The sequence below is a fragment of the Caulobacter sp. UNC279MFTsu5.1 genome (assembly GCF_900114015.1).
In the GTDB taxonomy this organism is placed as follows: Bacteria; Pseudomonadota; Alphaproteobacteria; order Caulobacterales; family Caulobacteraceae; genus Caulobacter.
Genome location: NZ_FORN01000006.1, coordinates 41,580 through 67,456 on the forward strand (window position 1 = coordinate 41,580; position 25,877 = coordinate 67,456).

At 68.6% G+C, this 25,877-nt stretch carries 23 protein-coding genes; 9 read left to right on the forward strand and 14 right to left on the reverse strand.

The genetic code is table 11. The features are described 5' to 3' along the window. Positions 1-261 precede the first annotated feature (261 nt). The 4 genes from BM066_RS04855 to BM066_RS04870 form a co-directional block, all read right to left on the reverse strand. Positions 262-2,658: a TonB-dependent receptor plug domain-containing protein gene (locus BM066_RS04855; RefSeq protein ID WP_018113283.1), complete on the reverse strand. Its 2,397-nt coding sequence runs from the start codon at positions 2,656-2,658 to the stop codon at positions 262-264. Positions 2,659-3,029: 371 nt separating this feature from the next. After that, positions 3,030-5,594, reverse strand: coding sequence for a family 20 glycosylhydrolase (locus BM066_RS04860; RefSeq protein WP_018113282.1), 2,565 nt, complete (start codon positions 5,592-5,594; stop codon positions 3,030-3,032). Between the two features lie 50 nt (positions 5,595-5,644). Beyond that, positions 5,645-7,318 carry an alkaline phosphatase PhoY gene (locus BM066_RS04865; protein WP_018113281.1) on the reverse strand — a complete coding sequence of 558 codons (1,674 nt, stop codon included), beginning with the start codon at positions 7,316-7,318 and terminating at the stop codon, positions 5,645-5,647. A gap of 65 nt (positions 7,319-7,383) precedes the next feature. Further along, a complete protein-coding gene (locus tag BM066_RS04870; RefSeq protein WP_018113280.1) occupies positions 7,384-7,746 on the reverse strand; it encodes a VOC family protein in 363 nt (120 codons plus the stop codon). Between the two features lie 136 nt (positions 7,747-7,882). Between BM066_RS04870 and BM066_RS04875 the strand changes: the two genes are divergently transcribed. After that, the gene (locus BM066_RS04875; protein WP_018113279.1) at positions 7,883-8,356 is read left to right on the forward strand and encodes an Lrp/AsnC family transcriptional regulator; all 474 of its coding nucleotides are present in this window, start codon (positions 7,883-7,885) and stop codon (positions 8,354-8,356) included. 270 nt (positions 8,357-8,626) lie between these two features. Here BM066_RS04875 and BM066_RS27260 read toward each other — a convergent pair whose 3' ends face one another. Together BM066_RS27260 and BM066_RS04890 are read right to left on the reverse strand one after the other, a co-directional pair. Further along, positions 8,627-10,171: a glycine betaine ABC transporter substrate-binding protein gene (locus BM066_RS27260; RefSeq protein ID WP_018113278.1), complete on the reverse strand. Its 1,545-nt coding sequence runs from the start codon at positions 10,169-10,171 to the stop codon at positions 8,627-8,629. Further along, the gene (locus BM066_RS04890) at positions 10,164-10,928 is read right to left on the reverse strand and encodes an ATP-binding cassette domain-containing protein (RefSeq protein WP_018113277.1); all 765 of its coding nucleotides are present in this window, start codon (positions 10,926-10,928) and stop codon (positions 10,164-10,166) included. The genes BM066_RS27260 and BM066_RS04890 overlap by 8 nt, the downstream gene beginning before the upstream one ends. Before the next feature lie 158 nt (positions 10,929-11,086). Here BM066_RS04890 and BM066_RS04895 point away from each other — a divergent pair, with 158 nt between their 5' ends. The 3 genes from BM066_RS04895 to BM066_RS04905 all read left to right on the forward strand — a co-directional run bounded on the left by BM066_RS04895 (position 11,087) and on the right by BM066_RS04905 (position 14,848). Then, positions 11,087-11,350, forward strand: a complete 264-nt coding sequence (locus tag BM066_RS04895) for a hypothetical protein (RefSeq protein WP_018113276.1) — start codon at positions 11,087-11,089, stop codon at positions 11,348-11,350. A gap of 154 nt (positions 11,351-11,504) precedes the next feature. Beyond that, a complete protein-coding gene (locus BM066_RS04900; RefSeq protein WP_018113275.1) occupies positions 11,505-11,972 on the forward strand; it encodes a BLUF domain-containing protein in 468 nt (155 codons plus the stop codon). Between the two features lie 455 nt (positions 11,973-12,427). Then, positions 12,428-14,848 carry an FG-GAP-like repeat-containing protein gene (locus BM066_RS04905; RefSeq protein WP_089924722.1) on the forward strand — a complete coding sequence of 807 codons (2,421 nt, stop codon included), beginning with the start codon at positions 12,428-12,430 and terminating at the stop codon, positions 14,846-14,848. 254 nt (positions 14,849-15,102) lie between these two features. On the opposite strand, the gene fliE is transcribed toward BM066_RS04905, so the two are convergent. The 3 genes from fliE to flgB are packed head-to-tail and all read right to left on the reverse strand — an operon-like array spanning position 15,103 to position 16,304. Then, complete coding sequence (gene fliE, locus BM066_RS04910) at positions 15,103-15,411, reverse strand: flagellar hook-basal body complex protein FliE (RefSeq protein WP_018113273.1); 309 nt, start codon at positions 15,409-15,411, stop codon at positions 15,103-15,105. 11 nt (positions 15,412-15,422) lie between these two features. Next, complete coding sequence (gene flgC, locus BM066_RS04915) at positions 15,423-15,842, reverse strand: flagellar basal body rod protein FlgC (protein ID WP_018113272.1); 420 nt, start codon at positions 15,840-15,842, stop codon at positions 15,423-15,425. 12 nt (positions 15,843-15,854) lie between these two features. Beyond that, positions 15,855-16,304: a flagellar basal body rod protein FlgB gene (gene flgB, locus BM066_RS04920; protein ID WP_089924993.1), complete on the reverse strand. Its 450-nt coding sequence runs from the start codon at positions 16,302-16,304 to the stop codon at positions 15,855-15,857. A gap of 146 nt (positions 16,305-16,450) precedes the next feature. Between flgB and BM066_RS04925 the strand changes: the two genes are divergently transcribed. The 3 genes from BM066_RS04925 (at position 16,451) to BM066_RS04935 (ending at position 18,589) form a co-directional block, all read left to right on the forward strand. After that, positions 16,451-16,795: a flagellar biosynthetic protein FliO gene (locus BM066_RS04925; RefSeq protein ID WP_255367475.1), complete on the forward strand. Its 345-nt coding sequence runs from the start codon at positions 16,451-16,453 to the stop codon at positions 16,793-16,795. Next, on the forward strand, positions 16,795-17,595 hold the full coding sequence (fliP, locus tag BM066_RS04930; RefSeq protein WP_369823224.1) for a flagellar type III secretion system pore protein FliP: 801 nt from the start codon (positions 16,795-16,797) through the stop codon (positions 17,593-17,595). Before BM066_RS04925 ends, fliP begins: the two co-directional genes overlap by 1 nt. Before the next feature lie 82 nt (positions 17,596-17,677). After that, complete coding sequence (locus tag BM066_RS04935; protein WP_089924727.1) at positions 17,678-18,589, forward strand: ribokinase; 912 nt, start codon at positions 17,678-17,680, stop codon at positions 18,587-18,589. Here the strand turns inward: BM066_RS04935 and BM066_RS04940 are convergent, their stop codons facing one another. Then, the gene (locus tag BM066_RS04940; protein ID WP_089924996.1) at positions 18,590-19,096 is read right to left on the reverse strand and encodes a motility/cell cycle regulatory protein MopJ; all 507 of its coding nucleotides are present in this window, start codon (positions 19,094-19,096) and stop codon (positions 18,590-18,592) included. A 452-nt stretch (positions 19,097-19,548) separates the two neighbouring features. On the opposite strand from BM066_RS04940, the gene BM066_RS04945 reads away from it, so the two are divergent. Further along, entirely contained in the window at positions 19,549-20,568 is a 1,020-nt protein-coding gene (locus BM066_RS04945) for a 2-hydroxyacid dehydrogenase (protein ID WP_089924730.1), read from the forward strand. On the opposite strand, the gene BM066_RS04950 is transcribed toward BM066_RS04945, so the two are convergent. From BM066_RS04950 to BM066_RS04960, 3 genes are all read right to left on the reverse strand, one after another. Further along, the gene (locus BM066_RS04950) at positions 20,565-20,987 is read right to left on the reverse strand and encodes a Ros/MucR family transcriptional regulator (protein WP_089924733.1); all 423 of its coding nucleotides are present in this window, start codon (positions 20,985-20,987) and stop codon (positions 20,565-20,567) included. The two genes, BM066_RS04945 and BM066_RS04950, sit on opposite strands and share 4 nt — an antisense overlap. A 227-nt stretch (positions 20,988-21,214) precedes the next feature. Beyond that, on the reverse strand, positions 21,215-22,435 hold the full coding sequence (locus BM066_RS04955; protein WP_089924736.1) for a DUF2336 domain-containing protein: 1,221 nt from the start codon (positions 22,433-22,435) through the stop codon (positions 21,215-21,217). A 218-nt stretch (positions 22,436-22,653) separates the two neighbouring features. Further along, a complete protein-coding gene (locus BM066_RS04960; protein ID WP_089924739.1) occupies positions 22,654-24,138 on the reverse strand; it encodes a methyl-accepting chemotaxis protein in 1,485 nt (494 codons plus the stop codon). Positions 24,139-24,303: 165 nt separating this feature from the next. Between BM066_RS04960 and BM066_RS04965 the strand changes: the two genes are divergently transcribed. Further along, on the forward strand, positions 24,304-24,990 hold the full coding sequence (locus tag BM066_RS04965) for a DNA alkylation repair protein (protein ID WP_255367476.1): 687 nt from the start codon (positions 24,304-24,306) through the stop codon (positions 24,988-24,990). 384 nt (positions 24,991-25,374) lie between these two features. Here the strand turns inward: BM066_RS04965 and BM066_RS04970 are convergent, their stop codons facing one another. Beyond that, entirely contained in the window at positions 25,375-25,845 is a 471-nt protein-coding gene (locus tag BM066_RS04970) for an AprI/Inh family metalloprotease inhibitor (RefSeq protein ID WP_143093653.1), read from the reverse strand. Positions 25,846-25,877: the final 32 nt, after the last annotated feature.

Here is a 25,877-nt window from a genome sequence, read left to right on the forward strand (position 1 = left end):
TTCCTCACAGGGTAAAGTTCGGCAATAGTCGCACCCCTTAATGGACGCCGGCGTAACACCAGACCGACCCTGGCGCCCCTTTGCGCGGCGCCCACGGCGCCCTTTGGCCGTCTTCTGATCATCGGCTTGGCGTCCAGGCCCGCAAAGAAGCCCCTCGCCCCCCCTGAAACAGGACGAGCCGGACGCGAACATCCGGCTCGAGGACCTGGCCCGATCGCGGCCCCGACATCCGAACCGTGGACGCCGGGACCGCTCTGGACCTTAGAAGCTGTAGGTGATCTTCCCGTAATAGTAGCCGCCGTTGATGCCGAACGGCGAGAAGCTGGGGAACTTGGTGACGTAGCCGTTGCTGTTGGCGCGGAAATAGTCGTCCTTCAGGCCGCCGTTCACCCGGTCGGGGTACTTGTTGAGCAGGTTGTTGGCCCCGATGCTGAGCTTGACCGAGTCGAGGGCCTGGTAGCTGACGTCGAGGTCGACCAGCACCGCCGCCTTGATCTCGGTCTTGTAGTAGGTCGCGCCGGTGCGGCTGGCCCACTGCGAGGCCGGTCCGTAGAGCGACTCCTTCAGGTTCACGGTCCACTTGTCCTTGGACCACAGCTCGCCGAACACGACACGGTACTTCGGCGCGGTGTCCTCCAGGTTGGAGATCGCGGTCTTGTCGAACAGCGACACTCCCGGCGCCAGCTGCGAAGGCGGCGGCGCGATCCGAGTGACCTCGGTCTTGGTGTAGTTGGCGGTCAGCGACCAGTCCACGCGGCCCCAATCGTCGAAGTCGCTGCTGTAGGTGGCCACGAAGTCGGCCCCCTTGGTGCGGGTGTCCAGGCCGTTGGTGAAGATGTTGATGCCGGTCTGGGTGACGGTGGAGTCCAGCACGTTGCCGTTGGCGATGATCGCCGCCAGCACCGCCGGCGAGTTGATCGCGCCGCCCGAGCCGAACAGCGAGCCGGAGCCGACGATGCGATCCTTGATCTTGATCTCGTAGAGGTCGAGCGTCATCGTCAGTTTCGGAACCAGGTGGGTCACGAAGCCCACGCTGTAGTTATCGGACTTTTCCGGCTTCAGGCCGTTGACGCCCACCAGCTTGGCGGCCGCCGAGTTGGGCGGAAGCTGCACGAAGGCCGAGGTCGGCGACACGTTGGTGGCCGAGTAGAACTCCTCGGCCAGGGTCGGGGCTCGGAAGCCCGTGCTGGCCGTGGCCCGCACGGCGAAGGCCGGCGAGAAGTCGTAGCGGCCGGTCAGCTTGGCGACCGTGGTGTCGCCGAAATCGCTGAACTTCTCGTAGCGGACCGCGGCGTCCAGTTGCAGGGCCTCGATCGGCTTGACGGCCAGATCGGCATAAACGGCCTTGTTGTCGCGATCGTGCTTGCCCGCGTCGGTCAGCGAGAAGCCCGGATAGGACTGCGAGCCTTCCTTGTAGCGCGAACCCTCGTCGCCGGCCTTGATCTCGTAGGTTTCCTTCCGGTACTCGGCGCCGGCCGCGAAGGTCAGCGGCCCGGCCAGGCCCACGTCGAAGTCGTGGGTCACGTCCAGGGTCGTCGTCCATTGCGAGCCGATGAAGTCGCCCGCATGGAAGTTGCTGGGCGAGAAGCCCTTGGTCGTCGCGGTCGAGCTGTCGATGTATAGCGAGCGGTTCAGGGAGTTGAGGACGTTGACCGATTCGTCGTCCTTGCCGTAGGTCGTGCTCAGGTCGAAGTTCCAGCCCGCCAGCACGCCGCTGGCGCCGCCGGTGACGGCGTAGTCGTGCTCGGTGATCGACTCCTTGGGGCTGAAGCCCAGCGGACGGGCTCGCGTGCCGTCCTTGCCGACCACCAGGCTGGGCACCCGGTAGTTTTCATAGGCCTGGCTCTTCTTGTAGCCGTAGGTGCCGAAGCTGTAGAGCTCGATGTCGGGCGTCACCTCGTAGCCGAAGTTGTAGGCCAGGGTGCTCAGGCGGTACTGCGCGTCGCCGGCGATCCGGTTCATGTACGGATAGTCGCTGGCGTTGACGATCTCCGGATAGTTCGAAAGCCTGGAGCTCGAGGTGGTGTTGTAGGGGGTGTTCAGGGTGCGCGGGTCGGAATCCCCGCGGAAGCTGAACCCGTGATATTTCGTCTCGCCAGTGATGTTCAGGTACGACTTGTCGTTGGGGGCGAAGCCGACATTGGCGGTGAAGTCGCCGGTGTCGCCGCCGCCGTCGAAATACTTGCCGCCCGACAGGACGACCTCGCCGCCGGTGGTCGACTTCTTCTGGATGATGTTGATGACGCCGGCGATGGCGTCGGTGCCGTACTGGGCGGCGGCGCCTTCCAGCAGCACTTCGACGTGGTCGACCGAGGCCAGGGGGATGAAGTTCAGGTCGGCCGAGGCGCCGCCCTGGAACGGTCCGCCCAGGACCGCCAGGTTCGCCGTGCCGTGACGACGCTTGCCGTTGACCAGCACCAGGGCGTGGTTGGGGCTCAGGCCGCGCAGCTTGGCCGACAGGGTCAGGTTGGCGGTGTCTCCGCCGAAGGCCTGGGCGTTGAACGACGGGACGTTCTGGGCCAGCGCCTGGATCATGTCCGGCTGGCCGGTCTTCTTGAGGACGTCGTTGCCCAGCACGGTGATCGGCGCAGGGCTGTCGACGGCCTTCATGCCGGACGTGCGCGTCCCGGTGACGATGACGGCTTCGAGTTCGGCCACGTCCGGCGAAGGCTCGGGCGCAGCGGCTGCATAAGCATTGACACCAAAAGCAAGACCGATGCCGACAGTCGAAACACCCGACAATAGGATATTTCGCGTACGATTATTCATGATACCCCCTCGTGCGCTATCTAAGCGCGATTGTTTTTCTCCTCTAAGGCGTTTCCCGGTAAGCGTGTTCTTGTTGTTATACGCGAATACAGACGTAACTCACGGCCACGGCCGCGATGGAAACAGTTCGTCGAACCTGAAATTTCCGCAAGCGCCGCGACCGTTGCAGGATCGTAACGGGCGTTGCGAAGGGCTCCGGCGCCCCTTTGGGCGGCGCCCGCCATGATTTTTGTGCAATGCGCTGATGAGGTTTGCGGCGCCTAGGGGATAAAAACCGTCCGCCCCGCCCGCTTTCCGTCGGCCGAGCGGGCCCTCGCCTCGACCTTGCCGGCGACCGGCGCGTCCGGCGCATAGGGCCGCCAGGCGCCGCCGTCGACCCGGTATTCGATCGGCAGGCCGGGGAATTCGACATTGGCCCGCAGCCGGCCGTTCTCGACCACCGCCCCGACCGTCGGGATGCGATAGGCTGCGCCCGCCGCGTCCAGCCGCGCCAATTCGCGCCCGCCCAGCAGGTTGGCGAAGGCCGCCCAGTCGGCGTCGCGCCGGGCGCGCATCTCGGCCGTGAAAGCGCCGGTCGTGGGGTCGTAGGCCTTGCCCGGCGTGTAGGGCGTCTCCCAGCTGGCGCCGTGCCAGGCCCGCTCGGCCAGGGCCAGCATCCGCGGATACAGCATGTAGTCGACCTGGGCGTCCGAGCGGATCGTCTCGCTCCACAGCTGGCCCTGCAGGCCGCCGAAGCGCACGCCGGGCTGCAGCGGATGCTCGTCCTTGGAGGCCTGGGGCTTGCCGTGCAGGTCGGTCCACAGCTCGGCGTGGGCCGGCAGGTTCTCGGGCATGAAGTCGAACACCTTGCGGGTGTCGGTGGCCCGCGAGGGCCAGTCGTAGCCGCGCTCCTTGGGATCGGCGGCCTGGGGGCTGTCGAAATACAGGACCTCGGGCGTGGAGATCACCACCTCCCAGCCCTGGTTGGCTTGGAGGTGGGCGCTGGCGGGGCCTTCGCCGGCCAGGGCGCCCCAATTGTTGGAGTGGACCTTGGCCGGCATGCGGTCAGCCTGGGCGTGGCCCATGCCGTCGCTCCAGCCGCCCACGACCACGCCCCGCGCCGCCAGCAAGGCCGAGACCTTCTCGATGAAGTGGCCGCCAAGGTCCGCGGGCTTGACCCCGGTCCGGGCCTCATAAGCCGCGCAGGCCGGCGAGGCGCTCCAGGCGCCGGGGGTCTCGTCGGCGCCGATGTGGTAGCGGGTCAGCGGCTGGCCGGCGGCGGCGTGCAGGGCGACCATCTCGTCGACCACCTTGCCGAGGAAGGCGTAGGCGCTGTCCAGGCACACATTGATGGTGTTGTCGTTGTAGTGCTGGATGCTGCTGTAGACCGACCTGTTCTCGGCCTCGCTCAGCAGGTAGCGGCCCGCCTCGGCCTCCGGCGCCCCCTCGGCGCGCAGGCGGGCGGCTCTCGCCTCCATGGCCTTGATCGCCGCCCGCGAATGGCCCGGCATGTCGAACGACGGGATCACCTGGATGTGGCGCGCCTGGGCCGCGCGGACGATCTCGACATAGTCGGCGCGGGAATAGAAGCCGTTGACCGGCGTCGACGGATCCGGCCCGGAGCCCAGCTGCGGCAACAAGCAGGTCCGCTCGGCCAGGTCGTGGCAGCGGCGCGAGCCGATCGCGGTCAGCTCCGGCAGGCCGGCGATCTCGACCCGCCAGCCCTCGTCGTCGGCCAAGTGCAGGTGCAGGCGGTTCAGCTTGTAGGCCGCCATCTGGTCGAGGATGGCCAGGATCTCGGCCTTGGAATGGAAGTTGCGGGCCACGTCGATGTGCAGACCGCGGAAATCGAAGCGCGGGGCGTCGTCGATGGCCAGCAGCGGGACCGTGCGACGGGCGTCGATCAGCTGGGCCAGCGACGCCAGGCCGTTGGCCGCGCCTTCGGGGTCCGAGGCGACGATCTCGATCCCGCCCGCCCTGATCGCCAGATGATAGCCGCCGAGAGCCAGCTTCTCGGCGGGCGCCAGCCGGATCCGCAGCGGGACGCCGCCGTCGGCTTCGCCCGCCCCCGCCCGGGCCAGATGCGCCAGGCCGGCGGCCAGGGCCGCGCGCGGCGCGCCAGCGATCGAGATCTTCACGCCGCGCGACAGGTCCAGGTCCCCGCCGCTCGGGTCCAGCCGGGTCCGCAAGGGCGTGGGCAGGACGGCGCCGCGCGGGATCGCTTGGACACTCGCCCCGGCGGCGGCGTTGACGGCGAAGACCCGCGGCGCGGTGGCCCAGACCGTCGTGTCAGCCGCCGAGCCGCCGGCCAGCCGGGCCTCGTCGGTGAACGGCGCGACGAACGGAAGGCTTTCCAGTCCGGTCTCTGGATCGACCGTCGGCCGGGTGCTGGCGATGGTCCGCGCCGCGAGGCCCTCGGCCGCGACGTAGTAGTTGGGCATCGGATAGAGCTCGGACAGCTGGTGGCCTTCCAGCTTCAGGGGGATGCGGATCGGTCGTCCCGGCGCGAACCCGGCGAAGGCCGTGGTCGGTGCCAGGCGGTAGAGGTCGCCGTTGATGGACGTCAGGGCGAAGTCGTCGCTGCCGGCCCGCAGGATCGGGGTGACGCTGCTGAAATACAGCGCCCAGCCGGCGGCCGGGGCCTGCGGCGCGGCCAGGGTCAGTTCGGCCAGGTGGCACGACGGGGCAGGCGCGCAGACGGCGGGGCCGGGACGATTGTCCAACACCCGGTAGCGGACGTCCAGCACGGCGGCGAAACGATCGAGCTGGGCCTGGCTCGGCTGGGCGTGGGCGGCGGCGGCCGTTAGCAGGGTCGAGGCGGCGAGCGCGATCAGGCGTCGTGGCATGGAGCCTCCCGGATTGGCCAGGCCCTAACCCTCTCCTGCGGGAGAGGGGTTTAGCAAGCCGGCCCCGCCCCCAACGGCAGGCAGCGGCCGTCGATGTCGGCCGGGACCGGCACGCCGGTGACCGCGGCGATCGTCGGGGCGATGTCGACCGTCTCGACCGGCAGCACGCGTTCGCGGGCCGGACCGCCCTTCCACCAGAACAGGATCGGCACCCGGCGGTCGTAGTTCCACGGGCTGCCGTGGCTGGCCACATAGGTGGCGCCGGCCGAGGCCGGGGTCAGGTAGGGCTGGAAAGCCACCAGGATGTCGCCGACCCGGCCGGGATAGGCGCTGCGGCGCATGCGCTCGGCGACGCTGACCTCGTCCGGCGGCGCGCCCTTCGGCGGCGGGGCCGTGGTGACCAGGGTGTTGGCGTCGTAGGCGGCGAACACCTCGGGGCGCTTGGCCAGCACGGCCAGGGCCGCGGCGACGACCCGAGCGTGGTCGCCGGCGGTCGGCGTCTTGCCGTCGGCCCCGACCACGTACAGCGACTCGATGCCGCCGGCCTGGACCAGCGGGTCGTAGGCCAGCTGCAGTTGCTGGCGAAGGGCGGCGTTGAGATCCTTCAGCCATTGGACCGGCGGCACGCGACCGGCGTCGTAGCCCTGCTGAGCCAGGCGCTCGGGGAAATCGGAACCGCCGTGGTCGGCGGCCAGCACGACCAGCACCTGGCCCTTGACCTTGTCCAGGCTGTCGAGGAACACGCCCAGCCGGTCGTCCAGCCGCATCAGGTGGTCGCACATCTCCGGCCCCTTGGTCCCGAAGCGGTGGCCGATGAAGTCAGTGGCCGACAGGCTGATCGTCAGGACGTCGGTCGCCTCGCCGTCGCCCAGCTTGAACTGGTCGCGCAGCATCTGCGCCGCGTCGAGGGTCACGCGGTCGGTATAGGGGCTGACCGACAGGTCGTCGGTGGCCGCCGCGGCGTCCTTCGGCGCCGGGCGAGGCAGGGCCGCCCGCCAGGCCCGGCCGCCGGTGACATAGTCGCCCTCCAGCGCCGCGCAGCGCTTGTCGGCGTAGGTCCAGGTGAACGGCGTCTTCTTCTGGTCGGCGACCAGCTTGGCGTTGAACGCCGCCACCGGCGCCAGCCGGGCCTTGGCGTCCTGGCCGGGCTCGACCCAGGTGGTCATGCCGAAGCGCGTCTCCAGCCAGAACACGCCGTCGGCCTGGTGGCCGGCCATGTTGATCGCGCCGCGGTCCTTGCCCGACACCGCATAGACCCGGTTCTTGGGCGACACCGCCTTCAGCCAGTCGCCATAGGTGGTGGCCATCAGCAGCTTTGGACTGACCAGCCGGCCGCCGCCCGACGGGTCGTTGGCCAGGGTCACCGACGGGTCGGCCAGGCAATAGGTCTTCTGGCCGGTCGCCAGGTCGTAAAAGTCGTTGGCGACGATGCCGGTCTTGTTCGGGGACTTGCCGGTCAGCAGGGTGGAGTGGCCGGGGCAGGTCTCGGTCATGCCGTGCGACTGGTAGCCGCTGGGATAGACCGTCCCCTGCCGCGCCAGCCGGCCCAGGCCGCCGTGGAAGTCGGCGCGGTATTGCTCGAACAGATTGGCGCCGAACTGGTCGATCGAGATCACCACCACCAGCCTGGGCCTGGGCGTCTCGACGGGCGCGGCGAGGGTCGGCGTGGCGAGGACGGCGGCGGTCAGGGTCGCGGCGGCGACGGTTTTGGGCAGGCTGAGCATGCTCGCCACCAAGCATTGTCGCAAAACCGTCGCAAGCCGGAAGTGAGCCGAACCCGGCGTTTGACCTACATCGGCACGTGGCTGACGAACTCGATCAGCCGGCCGTCGGGATCGTGGGCGAAGCCGGCGTAGTAGTGCGGGTGGATCTGCGGCAGGACGGCCGGGGCGCGCTCCTGGACGCCGCCATGCTGGCCGGACCGGCCATAGGCGCTGTCGACGGCGGCGCGGTCGGCGGCCAGGAAGGCGTAGTGCACGTCGATCGACGGCTCGCCCTCGACGATCCAGAAGTCGAGCCGGCCGCCGTTCGAGCCGAAGCCCTTCTTGGGGCCGTCCACGACCAGGCGATAGCCGGCGGGCTCCAGGACCTGCCGATAGAAGGCCGTGCAGTCGTCCAGGCGGCGGGTGCGGATTTCCAGATGATCGAGCAAGGGAGCGACCTTTCAGGGGGAGCGAAACGACGCCGTGACGTGTAGCCGCGCCGACGCGCCAGTTGGCGGCGAAGATCGGCGCCGGAACGCGGAAATTCGGCGTTCCGGCGCGTGGATTTGACGTAGGTTCCGCCCCATGAAACTCGACCGCTTCGATCGCCAGCTGCTGAACCTGATCCAGGAGGACGCCGGCCGCACGTCGGAAGACCTGGCCCAGCGGGTGGCCCTGTCGCCCTCGGCCGTGCAGCGTCGCCTGCGCAAGCTGAAGGAGGCCGGGGTCATCGTCCGCCAGACCGCCATGCTCGAGCCGCGCAAGGTGGGGCGGCCGACCTTCTTCATCGTCTCGCTGGAGATCGAGCGCGACCGGCCCGAGCTGCTGACCCAGCTGCGCGCCTGGCTGGCCGGCGAGGAACACGTGCAGCAGGCCTTCTACGTGACCGGCGAGGCCGACTTCATCCTGGTGGTCACCGCGCCGGACACCGAGACCTACGACGCCCTCATGGCGCGGCTGGCGACCGAGAACCCCAATGTCCGCAAGTTCACCACCAACGTGGCCCTGGGCGTGGTCAAGCGCGGGCTGACGATCCCGGTGTCGCTGGAGGAGGAGTAAATCTTCCCCCTGTGGGGGAGGTGTCGGCGAAGCCGACGGAGGGGGGAGTTGGTCGAGGTGGTCCGCTCCTCCCACCGAGGAGGGCTATGGCGCATGCCCAAATAAAACTGTCATCCCGGACGAGCGCATGGCGCGAAGATCCGGGACCGGGGCGTGAACTCGGCGCTTGCGGCGGTCCCGGATCCGCGCCCGGCTTCGCCGGGCTTGTCCGGGATGACAGCTTCCTTGGCTTTGAACCCATATGCGACCGCCTCCCCACCGGAGGAGGACCTATTTGAGCCCCGCCTCCAACGCCCTCGCCGCCTCCCCCGGCGACACCTTCCCCACGTCCCGGTCCACCGCATAGTTCGCCCGCTGCATGGCCTCCACCGTGATCGCCCCGTCCAGTCCCGCCAGCGCCGCCCGCAGCCGGCGGTCCTCCGCCCGGCCCGGGGCGACCAGCAGCACCGCGTCGTAGGGCGGCAGCGCCCCCTTGGGGTCGGCCAGCACCACGAGATCGTCGGCGGCGATGCGGCCGTCGCTGGAGAAGGCCGAGATCACGTCGGCCTCGCCCGAGCTCAGGGCGCGGTACATGAAGGTGGGCTGGAACTGCCGCCGGGCCTTGAATCGCAGGCCGTAGACGGTCTCGACGCCGGTCCATTCGGGGCGCGAGAAGAACTCCAGGTCGCCGCCCATCGTCAGCTGAGGGGCCTTGGCCGCGAGGTCGGCCAGGGTCCGGATCCCCAGCGCCTGGGCCCGGTCGCGGCGCATGGCCAGGGCGTAGGCGTTCTCGAAGCCCAGGGGGGCCAGCAGCACCACCCCGTCGCGGCGCTTCAGCTCGGCGCGCAGCCCACCCAGCACCGCGGCCCGGCCGGGATTGTCCTTGCGGCCCAACACGTTCGCCCACAGGGTGCCGGAATAGTCGACATAGGCGTCGATCTCGCCGGCGGCCAGGGCGCGGTAGGCCACCGCCGAGCCCAGGTTGATCTTGCGGGTGACGCTGGCCCCCTTCCCCTCCAGCCGGTCGGCCATCAGCTCGGCCAGGATGTACTGCTCGGAAAAGTTCTTGGCCCCGATCACGTAGCGGGCCGGGCGCGGCGCCAGGTCGGCGGCCAGGGGCGCGACGGCGACCGCCAGGCCGACGGCGAGGCCCGCCAGGCCCGCGCCCCACAGCCGCCGGTCGCGCCGCTCGGTCCCGCGCTCGACCAGGCCCAGCAGCTGGTCGACGGCCAGGGCCAGCACGGCCGAGGCGACGCAGCCGGTCAGGACCATGGCCCAGTTCTCGGTCTGCAGGCCGGAGAAGATGTAGTCGCCCAGCGAGGTCTGGCCGACGGGGGTCGACAGGGTCGCCGCCCCGATGGTCCACACCGCCGCCGTGCGCACCCCGGCCATGATCACCGGCGCGGCCAGGGGCAACTCCACCCGCCACAGCCGCTGGCGGTCGGTCATGCCCACGCCGCGCGCCGCCTCGACCACCGCCGGCTCCACGCCCGCCAGGCCGGTCACCGTGTTGCGTAGGATCGGCAGCATCGAATAGAGCGTCAGGGCCAGCAGCGACGGCAGGAAGCCCAGGGCCGAGAAGCCGTGGCCGAACGCCCCCTTGGCCAGGTTCGAGAGCCCCAGCAGCAGCGGATAGAACAGGGCCAGCAGGGCCAGGCTGGGGATGGTCTGGACGAGGCCCGCCAGGGCCAGGGCCGGCCAGCGCAGGCGCGGGCTGCGGGCGGCCAGCACGCCCAGCGGCAGGGCGACGGCCAAGCCCAGGGCCAGGGCCGCCGCCGACAGGGCCACGTGCCAGGCCAGACGTTCCGGCAGTAGGGACAGCAGGCCGCTATTCACCGGCGATCTCCCGCATCCGCGCCGCCTGGCGGCGGGGGGCCTGCATCAGGGCCTCGACGGCCGGATCGGGGTGGCCGGCCAGCAGGGCGCGCGGCGTATCGTCGGCGATCACCCGTCCCTGGCGCATCACGACGATTCGGTCGGCCAGCAGCACGGCCTCGGCGATATCGTGGGTGACCATCACCGTGGTCAGGGACAGCTGGTCGTGCAAGCGGCGCACGTCGTCGGCCAGGGCCGTGCGGGTCACCGAGTCCAGCGCCCCGAACGGCTCGTCCATCAGCAGGATCGACGGACGCGCCGCCAGGGCCCGGGCCACGCCGACCCTCTGGCGCTGGCCGCCGGACAGGGCGGCCGGGCGGCGCGCGGCCACCTCCTGGGGAAGCGCGGCCAGGTCCAGCAGCTCGGCGGTCCGCGCGGCGATCGCGGCGGCCTCCCAGCCCAACAAGGTCGGGACGATCCCGATGTTCTCGCCCACGGTCAGGTGCGGGAACAGGCCCACCTCCTGGAACACGTAGCCGATCCGCCGGCGCAGGGTCGGGCCGTCGAGATCGGCGGTCGCCGTCCCGTCGATCGACACCCGGCCGCCGTCGGGCGCGACGAGGCCGTTGATGGTCTTGAGCAGGGTGGTCTTGCCCGCGCCCGATCCGCCGACCAGGGCCACGAACTGGCCTCGCGTGATAGACAGACTCGTGGGCTCCAGAACGGTCGCGCCGTCATAGGCCTTGCGCACCTGGTCCAGGACGATGGCGTCGGTCATGCGGCTCCCAGGCCAGAAGGAACGAGGAACGCCCGGGACAGGCTGTCGCAGGGGCGTCCTGTCACAGTCAGCCAGAACGCCCGGCGTGGGAAGCCTAATGCGACAGCTGATTCCCCGCGCGATTCGACGCGAGGGGAAGCGGCTTCCGGAGACCGACCATGACCCTCGCACTCGACACCCTCGCCCCGGGCCGCCCCTTCGAAGCCCGCCTCACCCCCGCCTGCAAGCGGGCTCGCGCCGCCAACGCCCGCCTGCGCGAGGCCGTCGTGCTGATGGCGCTGCTGAACGTCCTGGTCTGGGGCGGCATGATCGCCACGGCGCGCGGCCTGATCGACGTGCACCAGCTGGTGGACCAGGCCTGGGCCTGGGGCGCGGCCTGGATCGCGGCGATCCCCCAGGTGAGCATCACGATCACCCATTGAGGCGGCCTCCGTTGACCGACACCAGGTCGATGGTCGTTCTTTCGCGTTGATGATGTCGCCGTCTTCCAAGCGGCGATTCGCCACACGGGCCGATTAACCGGGTCTAGCGGGGTGGTCCCGCATCTAGGCGGCAGTCCACCCGATCAGGTGATCCATGAAAACCCAACCCCTCGTTCGCGTCGTCTATGCCAGCCGCGCCACCCCCGAGTGCCTGGCGAACCTAGACGAAAATATTGAGCAGATCCTTGCGTCGTCGATCAGCAACAATCGATCCAAGGACATAACCGGCCTTTTGATCGCACATCGCGGATGGTTCTTGCAGGTCTTGGAAGGGCCGGCCGGCGAAGTCCACGAGCTTTTCAAGCATATTTGCACCGACCGCAGGCATCGCGATGCGATCCTCCTGGGCGAGGGTCCCGCCCAGGTCCGCGAATTCGGGCTTTGGAGCATGTGCGCGCGTCAGCTCTCGCCAACCGACGCGATGATCCTTGGAGAGCTTGACCGGCGGCCAACCTTTGAGCCGGCGGACTTCCCAGAACATGCCGTGATGCGTCTGCTGCGGACCGTCGCCGATGTGCATAAACTCACACTGACCCAGCAACAGGGGCTGGCGTCGGCCTAGAGCGGACGCACGGAATGTCGGCAATGGGTGGTGGGCTCAACCGGTCGCCGAACCCGCAGACCTGACGCGACTGTTCCGCGCCAGGATCGGTCATTGAGCCCAGGCCGAAAGCTGACATTCGAGGTCGCGTGTCGATGTCGGTCCCGAGCCGCTTTGCTGTTCATTGAGGATGCGCGAATTTTCTGACCGGCGTTCTTTTGGCCAAGGCTCCAGACGGGCTAATCGCGGTCGCCGACGGGCGCCTCTCCGTTTCCCGACAGCGGTGAGCTGCGACACGGCTCAGAAGATTATTTCATTCACTCCGATATATCGAATTCCGAGGCCAATCGGAGCTATCTCGTCAATTATTCTCTTTCCCACCTTTGGCAGCAAATACGTAAAGACAGTTTGTGGGTGACCGCAATAAAGGCAACGTGCGATTGCATGAACGCGTCGAGTTCGGGGGAGGGGATGTCATGGCTTTGATCGTGGGCACGGAGGGGCCAGACGTTTTGTCGGGACAAAACGGCGATCGTGTGGATGGCGAGGGGGGCGATGATCGCCTGACGGGCGGCGGCAACGTCTACTTGGAAGGGGGTGACGGCGACGACGTCCTGAACGGGGTTGGCGGCGACAGATTGGAAGGTGGGGCAGGTGATGACGTCCTGAGCATCACGGGGGGCTTCGCCAATAAGGGGGATGTCTATCTCGACGGCGGCCTCGGGCATGATCGCATCGTAATCGACTCCGGGGGCGCTGTGACGCTCAAAGCCTATAGCGGCGATCGAATCACCGTCAGCGACTATGGGCTGCTACTCGCAGACACCGGTTTTGGTTCTTACACGACGATCGTCTACGCAAATTACGCCCGCTTCAGTTTGGGCGCAGGGTTGGACGTTGTTGAGGTCAAGGCGGCAAGCCATGGGACGACCCAGGACGCTCCGAGCCTGGTTCTTGCTCATTTCACGGCGGGTGATCGCGGCGACGTTGTCGATCTTGCGGGCTATCTTGAAGGGACCCTGACCAACTGGAACGGAGTGGACAACCCTTTCGCGACCCAGCACTTACGGCTCGTCCAGGCTGGATCGACCCTCCGGCTCGAGATGGACGTCAACGGCGGGGGCAATCAATGGACGCTGCTCGCCGAATTCCCCGATCTCAATATTGGGACGCTGACGGCCCACAATCTTGCCGGCTACGATCCGGCGGGCGGGGCAGTGGTGGCCTTCGCCATAGATGGCGCGATGGACAATGATCCGCTGATGGGCGGAGCCAGCAACGACCTCATCTACGGTGGCGTGAAGGCGGACCTCCTGCGCGGACGCGATGGCGACGACTCGCTATGGGGTGGGCGCGGCGACGACCATCAGCTTGGCGGCGCGGGCAACGACCGCCTCGAGGGCGGCGCGGGCGATGATTTGATCGAAGGCGGCTGGGGAATCGACACCGTCGTGTTCGTAGGGCCAGCAACAGATCACGTCCTAACCTTCGGAAATGGCGTGGTGACGGTTCAGAGCGAAACGGATGGCCGCGATACGCTGCGTGGCGTCGAGTTCCTGTCGTTCTCGGACGGACTCATGGCCGTCCCGACTGCGAACTGGACCCTGTCTGGGGGCGATGGGGCCGATCTCCTGGTCGGCGGCGATGATGGAGATTTGATCTCGGGCGGCGCCGGAAACGACATTCTTGTCGGTGGCCTCGGCGACGACCGTATTGTGGGCGGAGCGGGGCAGGATATCTTCCGCGGTTCCCGCGCCGAACTGGCAGGCGACGTGATCAGCGACTTCGCATTAGGCGATGTGATCAATGTCAGCGACGCCGACCTCTCAAGCTTCACGTTCACCCGCAGCGACGCGACCGTGTCGCTGGGAGGGGGAAGTAGCTTGACCCTGGCGGGCAATCCCCAGGGGCGCCTGATCGCTTCGGCTGATGGCCAGGGCGGGGTCAATCTGTCTCTTGCAACGCGGCTACCGACGATGAACTTCGTCGCGGATTTTAATGGCGACGACATCAACGACCTGGCTTGGCGCGAAGTGGGCGGGGCGTTCTCGACCTGGGCGCTCGCGGCGCAGCCTGGTCAACTGTCCGTGACCCAAAACGTCTTTACGACGGCCATCGATCCGAGCTGGCGTCTGGCCACGGCGGCGGATTTTGACGGCGACGGCAAGGACGACCTGATGTGGCGTCGCGAGGGAGGAACGTTTGCGCTATGGCGGTCGACCGGCAACGACTTCGTCATGAACGTCGTTGTCGACGGAACGGTGTCTCCCGATTGGTCATTGGCGGCGGCAGGTGATTTCAACGGCGACGGCAAGGCCGATTTGATCTGGCGCCATTCCGGAGGGTTTTTCACCGAATGGCAATCGACCGGGACCAGCTTTGAGAAGAACGTCTATGCCGATGCAGGAGTCGACGTTGCGTGGAGCCTGTCGGCGACGGGCGACTTCAACGGCGATGGCAAAGACGATCTGATCTGGCGCGAGGATGGAGGGACCTTTACCGTCTGGATGTCGACGGGCAGCGGGTTCCAAATGAACGCCGTAGTCGATGGCTCAGTCGGTCCCGATTGGTCTTTGGCGTTGGCCGGTGATTTCGACGGCGACGGCAAGGACGACCTGATCTGGCGGCACAGTGACGGCGGTTTCAGCGAGTGGCGATCGACCGGCGACGGATTTCAGAAGAACGTCCATGTCGACTTTTCGGTCGGCGTCGACTGGAGGCTCGAGAGCGCGGGTGACTTCAATGGCGACCTCAGGGCCGATCTTCTTTGGCGCCACGACGGCGGGGCTTTCTCAATTTGGCAATCGGCCGGCACGAGCTTCCTGCAGAACGTCTTGGTGGACGGAACAGTGGGCGCGAACTGGAGCCTTGCGGCTTTAGGCTACGATTTCGTCTGATGGCGCGGCATAGTTTGGGCCGAACGCCAGCAGGCGCTCGCCGGGGTCCGCCGACGCGCCGCTCCACTCCGAGCCGGCGGCCTGGGCCTCCCTTCCCGACAGCGGACTTTCCCAGAGTCCGAGAGAGCCCAATTTGGCCATGCAATCGCGCTGGTCTAAACGTCTCACAGGGGTCGAACTCAGCCAATCATCGTCCGGTCAAACCGCCGGCCTTCGTCGCCTCCGCCGAGAAGCGCCGCGCCAACGCCCGCCGCCTAGATCGGCATCCGCATGATTTCCTGGTAGGCCGAGATCACCTGGTCGCGGACGGCCATCACCGTGTCGAGGCTGGCCTCGGCGGACGAGATGGCGGTGACGACGTCGATCAGCTCGGCCTTGCCGGCCGCCTGCTGGGCCATCTTGGTTTCGGCCGCGCGGGTCTGGTGCAGGGTGTCGGTCATGGCCGACTTCAGCAGGGCGCCGAAGTCCATGGCCTTCTTGGCCTCGCCGGTCCCGCCCAGCGAAGGCGCGGCCATCGAGCCCTGGGCGGCGTAGGCCTTGGCGGCCGCGAGCGCGGTGATCATCGCCTAGCTCCTTACTTGCGCAGGATGTCGAGCGTGCGCGATTCCATGGCGCGCGACGTCTCGATGACGTTCATGTTGGCTTCGTAGGCGCGCTGCGCCTCCTTCATGTCCAGCGCCTCGACCAGGGTGTCGACATTGGGCAGCTTGACGTAGCCCTTGGCGTCGGCGGCCGGGTTGCCGGGGTCGTATTCGGTGCGGAAGTCGCTGCGGTCGGGATCGACCGAGGCCATGGCCACGCCCTCGCCGCCGGCCACCTGGGTCGGCTTGAACACCGGCACCTGGCGGCGATAGGGATCGCCGCCGGCCGTGCGGGCCGTCGAATTGGCGTTGGCGATGTTCTCGGCGATCACCCGCATGCGGCCCTGCTGGGCCTTCAGGGCGCTGGCGGCGATGGCCATGGTCGCCATCGACTGGGAGCGGATCTCGGTCATCTAGCGTACCCCTTAGCCGCCCGGCCGACGCGTGGACGTCTTCAGCATGGCCATGGACTTCTGGTAGAAGCTGACCGCCGCGTCGTAGTTCATCCGCGCGTCGGTCATCTTGAGCATCTGGTCCTCGAGCGTCACCGAATTGCCGTCGAGGGTGGTCTCGCTGTCCGGACCTTCCGGCGCGCGCCACGGGCTGACCGGCCTGGACGGCGCCATGTGGGCGGCGCTGGTGGCCATCATCTGCACGCCGTTGGTCGCGGTCGGGGACACCGGCCCGCCGCGATAGGGCTGGCCCGCCGCCTGCTGGTCCAGCGTCGCCTTGAAGCTGTAGGCCTTCAGGTCGCGCGGCTGGTAGTCGGGCGTGTCGGCGTTGGCGACGTTCTGCGCGATGACCTTCTGCCGCTGGGACAGATAGCCCATGCGGTTCTTCAGCATCGCGAAAAGGGGAATGTCGTCGGGACCCATGCCGGTCATGGTGAAGAAACAGGGTTAATCGGCCATTAAGGACCGTGGGGCACATCAGGGGTGCGGCCCTGCGCCGCGCCCTGCGCTATCCTCGTCCCCGACTCGCTTTTCTCCCCCGTTTCCAGCCCCTCCTTCGACCAGGCGTCATGGACATCTTCCTACTGATCCGCGCCGTCGCCGCCCTGGCCATCACCCTGGGCCTGGTCGGGCTGGCCGCGGTGGCCCTGCGCAAGTTCGGACCCGACGCCCTGTCGCGCCTGACCGCCCTGCGCAAGGATCGCCGCCTGCAGGTGGTCGAGACCCTGGTGCTGGATCCCACCCGCCGCCTCGTGCTGTTCACCCTGGACGGCGAGGAGCGCCTGCTGATGCTGGGCGAGGGCCAGCTTCTGGACTGGGCTCCCGGGAAAGCCAGGCCGGCGGCGCCGTCCAAGCCCTCGCCCTCGCCCCCGCCCAAAGCCTCGTCGAAGTCCTCTGCGGAGACCGTGGTCTGATGCGCGGCCTGCTCAAGCTGATCACCGGCGCCGATCCCAAGGACCTTCGCCAGGCCGCGGTCATCTCGATCCTGGCCGGGCTGGCCACCGTGCTCGGCCCGGCGGCGGCCACGGCCCAGTCGGCGATCAATGTCGACCTGGGCACCGGCGCGGGCCTGTCCGAGCGCGTGGTCCAGATGGTGGGCCTGCTGACCGTGCTCAGCCTGGCCCCGTCGATCGTGATCATGACCACCTCGTTCGTGCGGATCGTGGTGGTGCTGGGCCTGTTGCGCACCGCCATCGGCGTCCAGCAGAGCCCGCCCACCCCGGTGCTGATCAGCCTGGCGCTGTTCCTGACCGCCATCGTCATGGGCCCGACCTTCGAGCAGTCGTACGACGCCGGGGTCAAGCCGCTGCTCGACAAGCAGATCGAGATGCCCGAGGCCTTCGACGCCGCCGCCCAGCCGGTCAAGGTGTTCATGCTGCGCCAGGTCGACCAGGACGACCTGGCCCTGTTCATCCGCCTGTCGAAGATCGAAAAGCCCAAGACCGCCGTCGACACGCCGCTGAAGGTGGTGACGCCGGCCTTCATGATCTCGGAGCTGAAGCGCGCGTTCGAGATCGGCTTTTTGCTGTTCATCCCGTTCCTGGTCATCGACCTGGTGGTCGCCAGCGTGCTGATGAGCATGGGCATGATGATGCTGCCGCCGGCGACGGTCAGCCTGCCGTTCAAGCTGATCTTCTTCGTGCTGGTGGACGGCTGGCGGCTGGTGGCCGGCAGCTTGGTCGAGAGCTTCCAACGGGGGTCCGGGAGCGGCTAGAGCGCTTTCGAGCAAAGTGGAAACCGGTTCGCGCGAAGAAGGCGCGTCAACCGGGGAATCTAGAGAAGAAGAACGAACAACGATGGGTGTTTTCGTACTGGGGTCGATCAATCTGGACGCCGTGGCGCGGGTCGACGACCTGCCGCGGCCGGGCGAGACCGTGGCCGGCATCTCGCTGGAGCTGTTCCCCGGCGGCAAGGGCGCCAACCAGGCCGTCGCCGCCGCCCGCTTCGGCGCCCCGACCCGCCTGATGGGCGCGGTCGGCAAGGAGGACAGCGGCCCCAGCCTGAAGGCCAAGCTGGCCGGCTACGGCGTGCAGGTCTCCGACGTCGCCGAGCTGCCCTCGATCCCGACCGGCCAGGCCCACGTCTGGGTCTCGTCCAGCGGCGAGAACATGATCGTCGTCACCAGCGGCGCCAACGCCACCCTCTCGCCCCAGCACGTGGCCGCCACGCCGCTGGAGGGCCAGCGCGTGCTGCTGTGCCAGCTGGAGACCCCCGCCCCGGCCATCGAGGCCCTGTTCCGGGCCGGCGTCGCCAAGGGCGCGCTGCGGATCCTGAACGCCGCCCCCGCCCTGCCCCAGGGCGCGGCCCTGTTCCCGCTGACCGACATCCTGATCCTCAACCAGACCGAACTGGCCACCTACGCCCGGCTGGACTACGAGCCCTCGCGCCTGGAAGAGGTCAGCCGCGTCGCCCGCAAGCTGATGAGCCGGCCGGACCAGACGGTGATCGTCACCCTCGGCGCGGCCGGCGTGGCCGCCGTGCGCCGCGACGAGGCCTTCCTGGTCGAGGGCCGCAGGGTCAAGGCGGTCGACACCACCGGGGCGGGCGACTGCTTCTGCGGCGTCCTGGCCGCCTGCCTCTCCGCGGGCATGGACCTGCGCGAGGCCGTCGAGCACGCCAACGCGGCGGCGGCCCTGTCGGTGCAGAAGCCGGGCGCGGTGCCGTCGATGCCGAGCCGGCGCGAGGTGGAGCAGTTCCTGGAGGGGTGATCAGGCGGCGCGGATGCCGCTGTGCTGGTCGGCGGCCTGGGCCCCGACCACGGCGTCGTAGCCGAGGATCATGTCGACGTCCCGGCCGTTGCTGGCCAGGGGCAGGCGCAGCCACAGGATCGACATGTGCGGCGAGCCCTTCCAGGCCAGGCTGTGCACGCCCACGCCCGGGCGGCGCTCGGTGACGACCTTGCCCAGCTCGCGGCGCCAGTATTCGACGGCGGCGCTGTTGTAGACGTCCTCCAGCGTGCGGCCGGTGATCTCGCGGCCATAGACCGAATAGAGCCCGGTGCCGGCCAGCCGCAGGCGGTAGTCGATCGCCTCGTCCGGGCCGCGCCGGACGTCGATCAGGCTGACGGTCGGCAGCATGCGCTTGATGCCCGAAGGGTGCAGGTCGACGCGCGACGGGAGGCTAGCCCCCCGACGGAGGGACGCCCAGTAGGCGAACATCTCCTGGTGAGCGCGGGCCGCCGTGGCCGATGCGCTCAGCTGCGCGTTCATCTTCAGATTCCTTAACAAGCCGTTGGAATCACGACGATTCACTATGTCTTAAGGACCGAATCGCCGCCAGTGAAAATCACGGCCTACGCTTAAGTTTGTTGAGGTGAGTCAATCCGCAAGCGAAACGTTCGGCGCGAAATCGCGATGCCGGAAAGTGGGCGCGAACGGCGCAAGCGATTGTTTGAGTTAAGGTTAATGAACGCTCAGACTCAGATTTTTCGACGCCCGCGGACCGGTCGGAGGACCCAAATGCGGCCCTGCCGGCGCGTCTGTTTTTCGGCCGTCTCGACGCCGCCCGGGTGCAACCCGGGCGACGCGAACGGCCTGAACGCGCCCTCGCCGCATGCTATGGTCCGGCGGAGACCGTCAGAGGATCCGGAGCCGCCGATGCCGAAACCCGCGCCGATCGCCCTCGCATGCCCGGACCTGGCCCTGGCGGTCGCCGGTTGAGCGCGGCCATGCGCGTGGCGGTCTTCTCGACCAAGGCCTATGACCGCCGCTTCCTGGACGCGGCCAATCGCGGCTTGGGTCACCGGATCGACTATTTCGAGGCCCGGCTCGAGGCCAGCACGGCCGCCCTGGCCGAAGGCTTCCCCGCCGTGTGCGTGTTCGTGAACGATCGCCTGGACGCGGCGACCCTGGAAGCGCTGGCCAGGGGCGGGACCCGGCTCGTGGCCCTGCGCTGCGCCGGCTACAACAATGTCGACCTGGACGCCGCCGAGCGCCTGGGCGTCGCCGTCGTGCGGGTTCCCGCCTATTCGCCCGAGGCGGTGGCCGAGTTCACGATCGGCCTGATCCTGGCCCTGGACCGCAACATCCCCCGCGCCTGGAACCGGGTCCGCGAGAACAACTTCGCCCTGGACGGCCTGATCGGCCGCAATCTTTCCGGCCGGCGGGTCGGGGTGGTCGGCACGGGCCGCATCGGCGCCCTGGTCGCCCGGACCCTGCGCCTGGGCTTCGGCTGCCAGGTGCTGGCCAGCGACCTGGTCGAGGATCCCGACCTTGTCGCGATCGGCGTGCGCTACGGCCCCGTCGACGACCTGCTGAGGGAGGTCGACCTGATCACCTTGCACTGCCCGCTGACGCCGCAAACGCGCCACCTGATCAACAGGGACCGGCTGACCGCCGCGCGGCCGGGCGTGATAGTTGTCAACACCAGCCGCGGGGCGCTGATCGACACGGCGGCGCTGATCGAAGGCCTGAAGTCGCGCCAGGTCGGCGGCGTCGCCCTGGACGTCTACGAACAGGAGGCCGACCTGTTCTTCGAGGACCTCTCGAACGAGATCATCCAGGACGATGTCTTCCAGCGCCTGCTGACCTTCCCCAACGTCCTGGTCACCGGGCACCAAGCCTTCCTGACCGAGGAGGCGCTGTCGGCGATCGCCGAGGCCACCCTGGCCAGCGTTGCCGAAGCCGAGGCCGGCGCGCCCCTGACCCGCCAGGTCACCGCCCGGCAGGTGCGTGGAGACGGCCGCTAGCCGCCGCGTCCCCGGCGCGCCGGTTTGCGGCCGCCCTGCCCCAGCCCCATCTGCTTGGCGAGATCCGACCGCGCCTGGGCGTAGTTCGGCGCCACCATCGGATAGTCCTTCGGCAGGTCCCAGCGGGCGCGGTACTGCTCGGGGCTCATGTCGTACTTGGTGCGCAGGTGGCGCTTCAGCGACTTGAACTTCCGGCCGTCCTCCAGGCAGATCAGGTAGTCCGGCGTGATCGACCGACGGATCGAGACGGCCGGTTCCCGGCTGGTCTCGCCGGCCTCGTCCGAGGTTCCGACCGTCGCGAGCGCCTGGTGCACGCTGCGGATCAGGGCGGGCACGTCGGCCGCGGCGATGGTGTTGCCGCCAACATAGGCGGCGACGAGGCCGGCCGTGACTTCAATAAGGTCTGAATTCTGGTCCATTGTCTTGTCTTCCCCCGACTCATACTGGTCCCATAGGAACCAATTCAGTCTCGAATAGCAGATTATTACATGCTCGCAAACATAGACGTGCGGGTATCTACCATTCAAGGTAGCCGATGGACTGGCCTGACCATGCCGCCATACAGCCTTCAGTTGATAGAAATCTCTGTTTTAGCTCCCACACAGCCGGGCAGTCTTCGTCGAACACATTCAACGACTGCGGTCGACTAGCGTGCGAAATCGCGCGAAAGCGCCAGCATGGCGGCGCGCTGCGGCACCGAATACTCGTCCACCGCCGCCTCGTCGCCCTCGCGGATGGCCTTCAGCAGGGCCGGGGTCATGGCCGAGGACAGCGACCAGTTCCAGTAGCGCAGCATGGTCTGGGCGCGGTCGACGGCGATGGTGTCGAAGGCGGTCAGCACGCGCTCCAGGCCGGGCGCCGGCGCGCCCGAGGCGTCGGTCTCGGGCCGGCGGAGCCCGCGCCACAAGGCCCGCACGGCGCCCCGCGGCAGGCCGGTGGCCTTGCACAGGATCGCCAGCGGCTCGCCGCCCGGATCGGTGAAGATCTTGGCCCCGGTCATCGGCTTCAGGCCCGACAGGTACGAGATCTCCTCGGCCGTCTCGCGGGTCATGCCGTTCTGGGCCGCGGCGATGGCGTCCTCGAGGCTGTCGTAGGGGCTCTTGGCGATGGCGGCGCGATTTCGCTGACGCCGTTCAATGAACTGCAACGCCTTGCGCGACAGCGGATCCTGCCAGCCCTCGGCCGAGGCCAGGGGAAACACGTCGCCGACAGCGTCCTGCAGGATCTCGCGCGACACGGCGAAGCGCTGCAGGATCGTGCGCCGCGCCTCGGCGTCCGACCACCAGAACATCACATAGGCGTGGCTGGGCCGCAGCTCGGCGCGCTTGAGCAGCAGGGGAATCAGCTGGGGATTGTCCCGCGAGGAGGCGACGATGTTCTCCAGCCCCTGGTGACTGAACCGCACCAGGTCGTTCTTCAGCAACGTCTCGATGACCGCCGTCTCGTCCATGTCGACCAGGGCGTCGGCCACCACCTCGCTGACGCCGCGACGCTGGGCGATCAGGCGGCGATGGTCCTGGGTGCTGTGGTAGAGGCAGTTGATCAGGTCGGCGTCGCTGAGGTTCGGCGAGTGCTCCAGCAGGGCGCGAGCCACGGGCAGTTCGTCGCGCAGCAGCAGGCGCACCAGCACCCCGGGCATCTCGGTCAGGTTGGCCAGGCGCCGGGCCACCTTCTCGCGCTCGCCCACCACCGCGTCGCGCAGCATCTCGACCAGCAGGTCGGCGGTCATCGCCCGCTCGAAGGCGTTGATGCGGCTGGCCGGCAGGCAGACCACGTCGGCCAGCCGCTTGAGCAGGGCGGCGCGCGAACGCGGCGTGGCGGCCGGTTCGGGCTGGGGACTGGCGAAGGGCGCGGCGAAATCGTTCATGGTCGTCCTGACGGAAACCCGTCGCACTCTGGAGCGCCGACCTGATTGCATCAGGCCGGCGCTCCAGATCTCTGTTTCAACGCATTTTCTTCACGCGAACCGGCATCCACTTCGCTCGAAAATGCTCTAGCCTAGACCGCAACGCCCTTAACGTCGGATGAGCGGCGCGGAACAAGGACTGTGCGCCGCTTCGCCCGGCTCCGCCACAAGACGGAGCGTCAGCGCCATTCGCCGGGCCGCGAGCGCGGTTCGATCTTCAACGCATTGGCGCCCTGCACGTAGCGTTCCCGGAAGGCGTCGCGGCGCGGGGCGGCCGGGGTCTCGCGACTCGCTTCCTGGCGCGGACGGTATTCGTGGATCTGGGCGCCGACCTGGAAGCCGCCCAGCAGGCGCTCCAGATCCTCGGCTTCGGCGGCCAGAGCGCGGGCGCCGGCGGCCGACTGCTCGACCATGGCCCCGTTCTGGTGGATCACCTGGCCCATCTGGTTGACCGCGGCGTTGACCTCGGCCAGCCCCCCGGCCTGGGCCTTGGACGAGGCGGCGATCTCGCCGACCAGGTCGTTGATCTCGATCACCTGGCCCAGGATCTGTTCCAGGGTCTGGCCGGTCTCTCCGACCAGCTTGACGCCCTTGTCGACCTGTTCGCTGGAGGCGCGGATCAGGCCCTTGATCTCCTTGGCGGCGTCGGCCGAACGTTGGGCCAGGGCTCGCACCTCCTGGGCCACCACCGCGAAGCCGCGGCCGGCGTCGCCGGCCCGGGCGGCCTCGACCCCGGCGTTCAGGGCCAGCAGGTTGGTCTGGAAGGCGATCTCGTCGATCACGCCGATGATCTGGGTGATCGACTGCGCGGATTTCTCGATGCCGCCCATGGCCTCGACGGCCTCGCGCACCACCTGGCCGCTCTTCTCGGCGTTGGACTTGGCGCTCTGGGTCACGCCCCGCGCCTTCTCGGCGTTGTCGGAGCTGGTCTTCACCGTGGCGGTGATCTGGTCGAGGGCGGCGGCGGTCCGCTCCAGGCCGGCCGACTGGCGCTCGGTGCGCTGGGCTAGGTCGTCGGCGGCGGCGCAGATGTCGCCGCAACCGGCGCGGATGCCGCGCGCCGCGCCCAGGATGCCGGCCAGCGTCTGCTGCAGGTTGTCGACGGCGGCGTTGAAGTCGCTGGGGATCTTGCGGGCCTCGATCGGGAAGGCGTCCTCGCGCAGGCGCGAGATCAGGTCGCCCTCGACCAGCTTCTCGACCCCCTGCCCCAGGGCGTTGACCGCGGTCAGCTGGGCGCGGGCGTAGGTCTCGACCTCCTGCAGGTGACGGCGCTGCTCGGCGTCGGCGACGGCGCGCTCGGCGTCCTCGGCGGCGCGGGCCGCCTGGTCGCCGGCCAGCCGGCGCTGGACGCCGTCCAGGCCCTTGGCCAGGCTCCGGACCTGCTCGTCGTCGGTATCGGGCGAGGTCAGCGACCGGTCGTACTGGCCCGCGCCAAGGGCGTCGACCGAGCGGGCCAGGCCGTCCAGGGCGCGGCGCGTGGCGTCGTTCCAAGCCAAGAGACCGATGACCAGGGTCGCCACCAGGGTGGCCATGCCGGCCATGCTGAACGGCGAGACCAGGCCCGGCCCGCCGAACGCCGCCCAGCCCAGCTGGCCCAGGCCCGCCAGCAGGCCAAGGACGACGATCAGCCTCCAGCCGAGAGGCAGCCGATTGAACCCGCTCATCTACGAATCTCCACAGCCCAGCTCGGCCGTCTTCGAGAAATGGCGACTGAGTCCTAACGCCTCATTAACCATACCGGCGCCGCGACATTTTGGCGGGGCTTGACGGCAGCTTCGTCTATAGATCGGAAGCCGTGCGGCGAGAGGAGCGGCTCAAGAGGAGCAGGCATGCAAGACCGCCTCGCCGACGCCATGGCCGCCCTGCGCTCGGCCGCCACCGGCCACGACCTGGCCAATCTGGACCGGTTCGGCATCGTCGCGCCCGGCGCCCTGGGCGTGTCGATGGCCAATCTCCAGACGCTGGCCAAGCGCCTTGGCCGCGACCACGACCTGGCCGCCGCCCTGTGGGCGACCGGCGTCTACGAGGCCCGGATGCTGGCCTGCCTGGTCGACGATCCGGCCCGGGTGACGCCGGAGCAGATGGACGCCTGGCGCGCCGGATTCGATAATTGGGCGATCGTCGACACCGCCTGCTTCAAGCTGTTCGACCGCTCGCCCCACGCCTGGACCCGGATCAAGGCCTGGGCCGGGCTGAACGACGAGTTCGGCCGGCGGGCCGCCTTCGCCCTGCTGGCCTGCCTGGCCCTGCACGACAAGCGCGCCGAGGACCGGCCGTTCCTCGACGGGCTGGTCCTGATCGAGCGCGCCGCGACGGACGACCGCAACTTCGTCAAGAAGGCGGTGAACTGGGCGCTGCGGGCGATCGGGCTGCGCGAGAGCCCCGCCCTGAAGGCCGCCGCGATCGAGACCGCCCGCCGCCTGGCCGCCTCGCCCGACGCCGCCCCGCGCTGGGTGGGCAAGGACGCGCTGCGGGCCCTGACCAAGGCGGCCAGGACCAAGATCTCAGAAACCTGACGATCCAGTGTCGGAGAACCGCCGTCGCGATCGTCCTTCGAACAACCCCGAAGGAGACTTCCCGATGAGCGGTCTTGTCCTGCGATCCAAGCCCTCGCTTCGCGTCATTCGGAGCATCGCCAGCGGTCTGTTGGCGATGGACCCCGCGTCGTGAGACTGACGCGAGGTTGGGGCCCGGTGGTGGAAACGGTCACCGAACGGGCGGGGATTGTCGTCGCGTCCTCTCCAGCCGCCCCGCAGCCCATCGTGTCTCGCACCAAAAGCCCGCCATCCCGGGGTGAGCGCGCGGCCCGAGGATCCGCGTCCGACACCTGAGCGTCGCCTTTCAGATCGGTCCCGGGGCCATGGCCATGCCTCGCCTGGGATGACGGCCGGTCTTGATCCTTACCGGGTGGTCCCCACCTTGCTGGCCCGTTCGAGCAGCAGCCGATCCTCGTCGTCGCCGGTCGCCCAATCGTCGTGGCCGAGCTTGTGGAAGCGCAGCACCGTCTCGCGGGTGACATTGGCCATGACCAGATCGCCGTCGGCGGCGACATACCAGGCGTAGAGTTCGTCCCAGCGGTCCAGCACGGCCTTGCAGGCCTTGGGCGCAACCAGCCTGAAGCCGCCGATCACGCCCGGGGCGTCCAAGCGCAGCCTGCAAATCGCCGCGCCTTCGCCGTCATGGGCCATAACCCACGTCCCGACCACGGCCTTGGGTCCCGACGGCAGGTCGCTGGTCGGGCCAGGCCTAGGTTTGGACGCCTTTGCCGCCGCGCCGGTCTGGACGCGGGCGGCGGGCCGGATCGCCTGGTCGGCCCGCGCCAGGGCGGGAATGGCCGCCGCCAGGGCCGCCAGCAGCAAGATCCTACGCATGGGTCCCTCCGTTTGGAGGGAACGGACCACGA

What these genes read in the sequence shown, in the direction of transcription:
- BM066_RS04860 (WP_018113282.1), bottom strand. Translation starts at nt 5,594, where the DNA reads ATGCCACGACGCCTGATCGCGCTCGCCGCCTCGACCCTGCTAACGGCC.
- BM066_RS04865 (WP_018113281.1), bottom strand. Translation starts at nt 7,318, where the DNA reads ATGCTCAGCCTGCCCAAAACCGTCGCCGCCGCGACCCTGACCGCCGCC.
- BM066_RS04875 (WP_018113279.1), top strand. Translation starts at nt 7,883, where the DNA reads ATGAAACTCGACCGCTTCGATCGCCAGCTGCTGAACCTGATCCAGGAG.
- BM066_RS04890 (WP_018113277.1), bottom strand. Translation starts at nt 10,928, where the DNA reads ATGACCGACGCCATCGTCCTGGACCAGGTGCGCAAGGCCTATGACGGC.
- BM066_RS04895 (WP_018113276.1), top strand. Translation starts at nt 11,087, where the DNA reads ATGACCCTCGCACTCGACACCCTCGCCCCGGGCCGCCCCTTCGAAGCC.
- BM066_RS04900 (WP_018113275.1), top strand. Translation starts at nt 11,505, where the DNA reads ATGAAAACCCAACCCCTCGTTCGCGTCGTCTATGCCAGCCGCGCCACC.
- BM066_RS04905 (WP_089924722.1), top strand. Translation starts at nt 12,428, where the DNA reads ATGGCTTTGATCGTGGGCACGGAGGGGCCAGACGTTTTGTCGGGACAA.
- fliE (WP_018113273.1), bottom strand. Translation starts at nt 15,411, where the DNA reads ATGATCACCGCGCTCGCGGCCGCCAAGGCCTACGCCGCCCAGGGCTCG.
- flgC (WP_018113272.1), bottom strand. Translation starts at nt 15,842, where the DNA reads ATGACCGAGATCCGCTCCCAGTCGATGGCGACCATGGCCATCGCCGCC.
- flgB (WP_089924993.1), bottom strand. Translation starts at nt 16,304, where the DNA reads ATGGGTCCCGACGACATTCCCCTTTTCGCGATGCTGAAGAACCGCATG.
- BM066_RS04925 (WP_255367475.1), top strand. Translation starts at nt 16,451, where the DNA reads ATGGACATCTTCCTACTGATCCGCGCCGTCGCCGCCCTGGCCATCACC.
- fliP (WP_369823224.1), top strand. Translation starts at nt 16,795, where the DNA reads ATGCGCGGCCTGCTCAAGCTGATCACCGGCGCCGATCCCAAGGACCTT.
- BM066_RS04935 (WP_089924727.1), top strand. Translation starts at nt 17,678, where the DNA reads ATGGGTGTTTTCGTACTGGGGTCGATCAATCTGGACGCCGTGGCGCGG.
- BM066_RS04945 (WP_089924730.1), top strand. Translation starts at nt 19,549, where the DNA reads ATGCGCGTGGCGGTCTTCTCGACCAAGGCCTATGACCGCCGCTTCCTG.
- BM066_RS04950 (WP_089924733.1), bottom strand. Translation starts at nt 20,987, where the DNA reads ATGGACCAGAATTCAGACCTTATTGAAGTCACGGCCGGCCTCGTCGCC.
- BM066_RS04955 (WP_089924736.1), bottom strand. Translation starts at nt 22,435, where the DNA reads ATGAACGATTTCGCCGCGCCCTTCGCCAGTCCCCAGCCCGAACCGGCC.
- BM066_RS04960 (WP_089924739.1), bottom strand. Translation starts at nt 24,138, where the DNA reads ATGAGCGGGTTCAATCGGCTGCCTCTCGGCTGGAGGCTGATCGTCGTC.
- BM066_RS04965 (WP_255367476.1), top strand. Translation starts at nt 24,304, where the DNA reads ATGCAAGACCGCCTCGCCGACGCCATGGCCGCCCTGCGCTCGGCCGCC.
- BM066_RS04970 (WP_143093653.1), bottom strand. Translation starts at nt 25,845, where the DNA reads ATGCGTAGGATCTTGCTGCTGGCGGCCCTGGCGGCGGCCATTCCCGCC.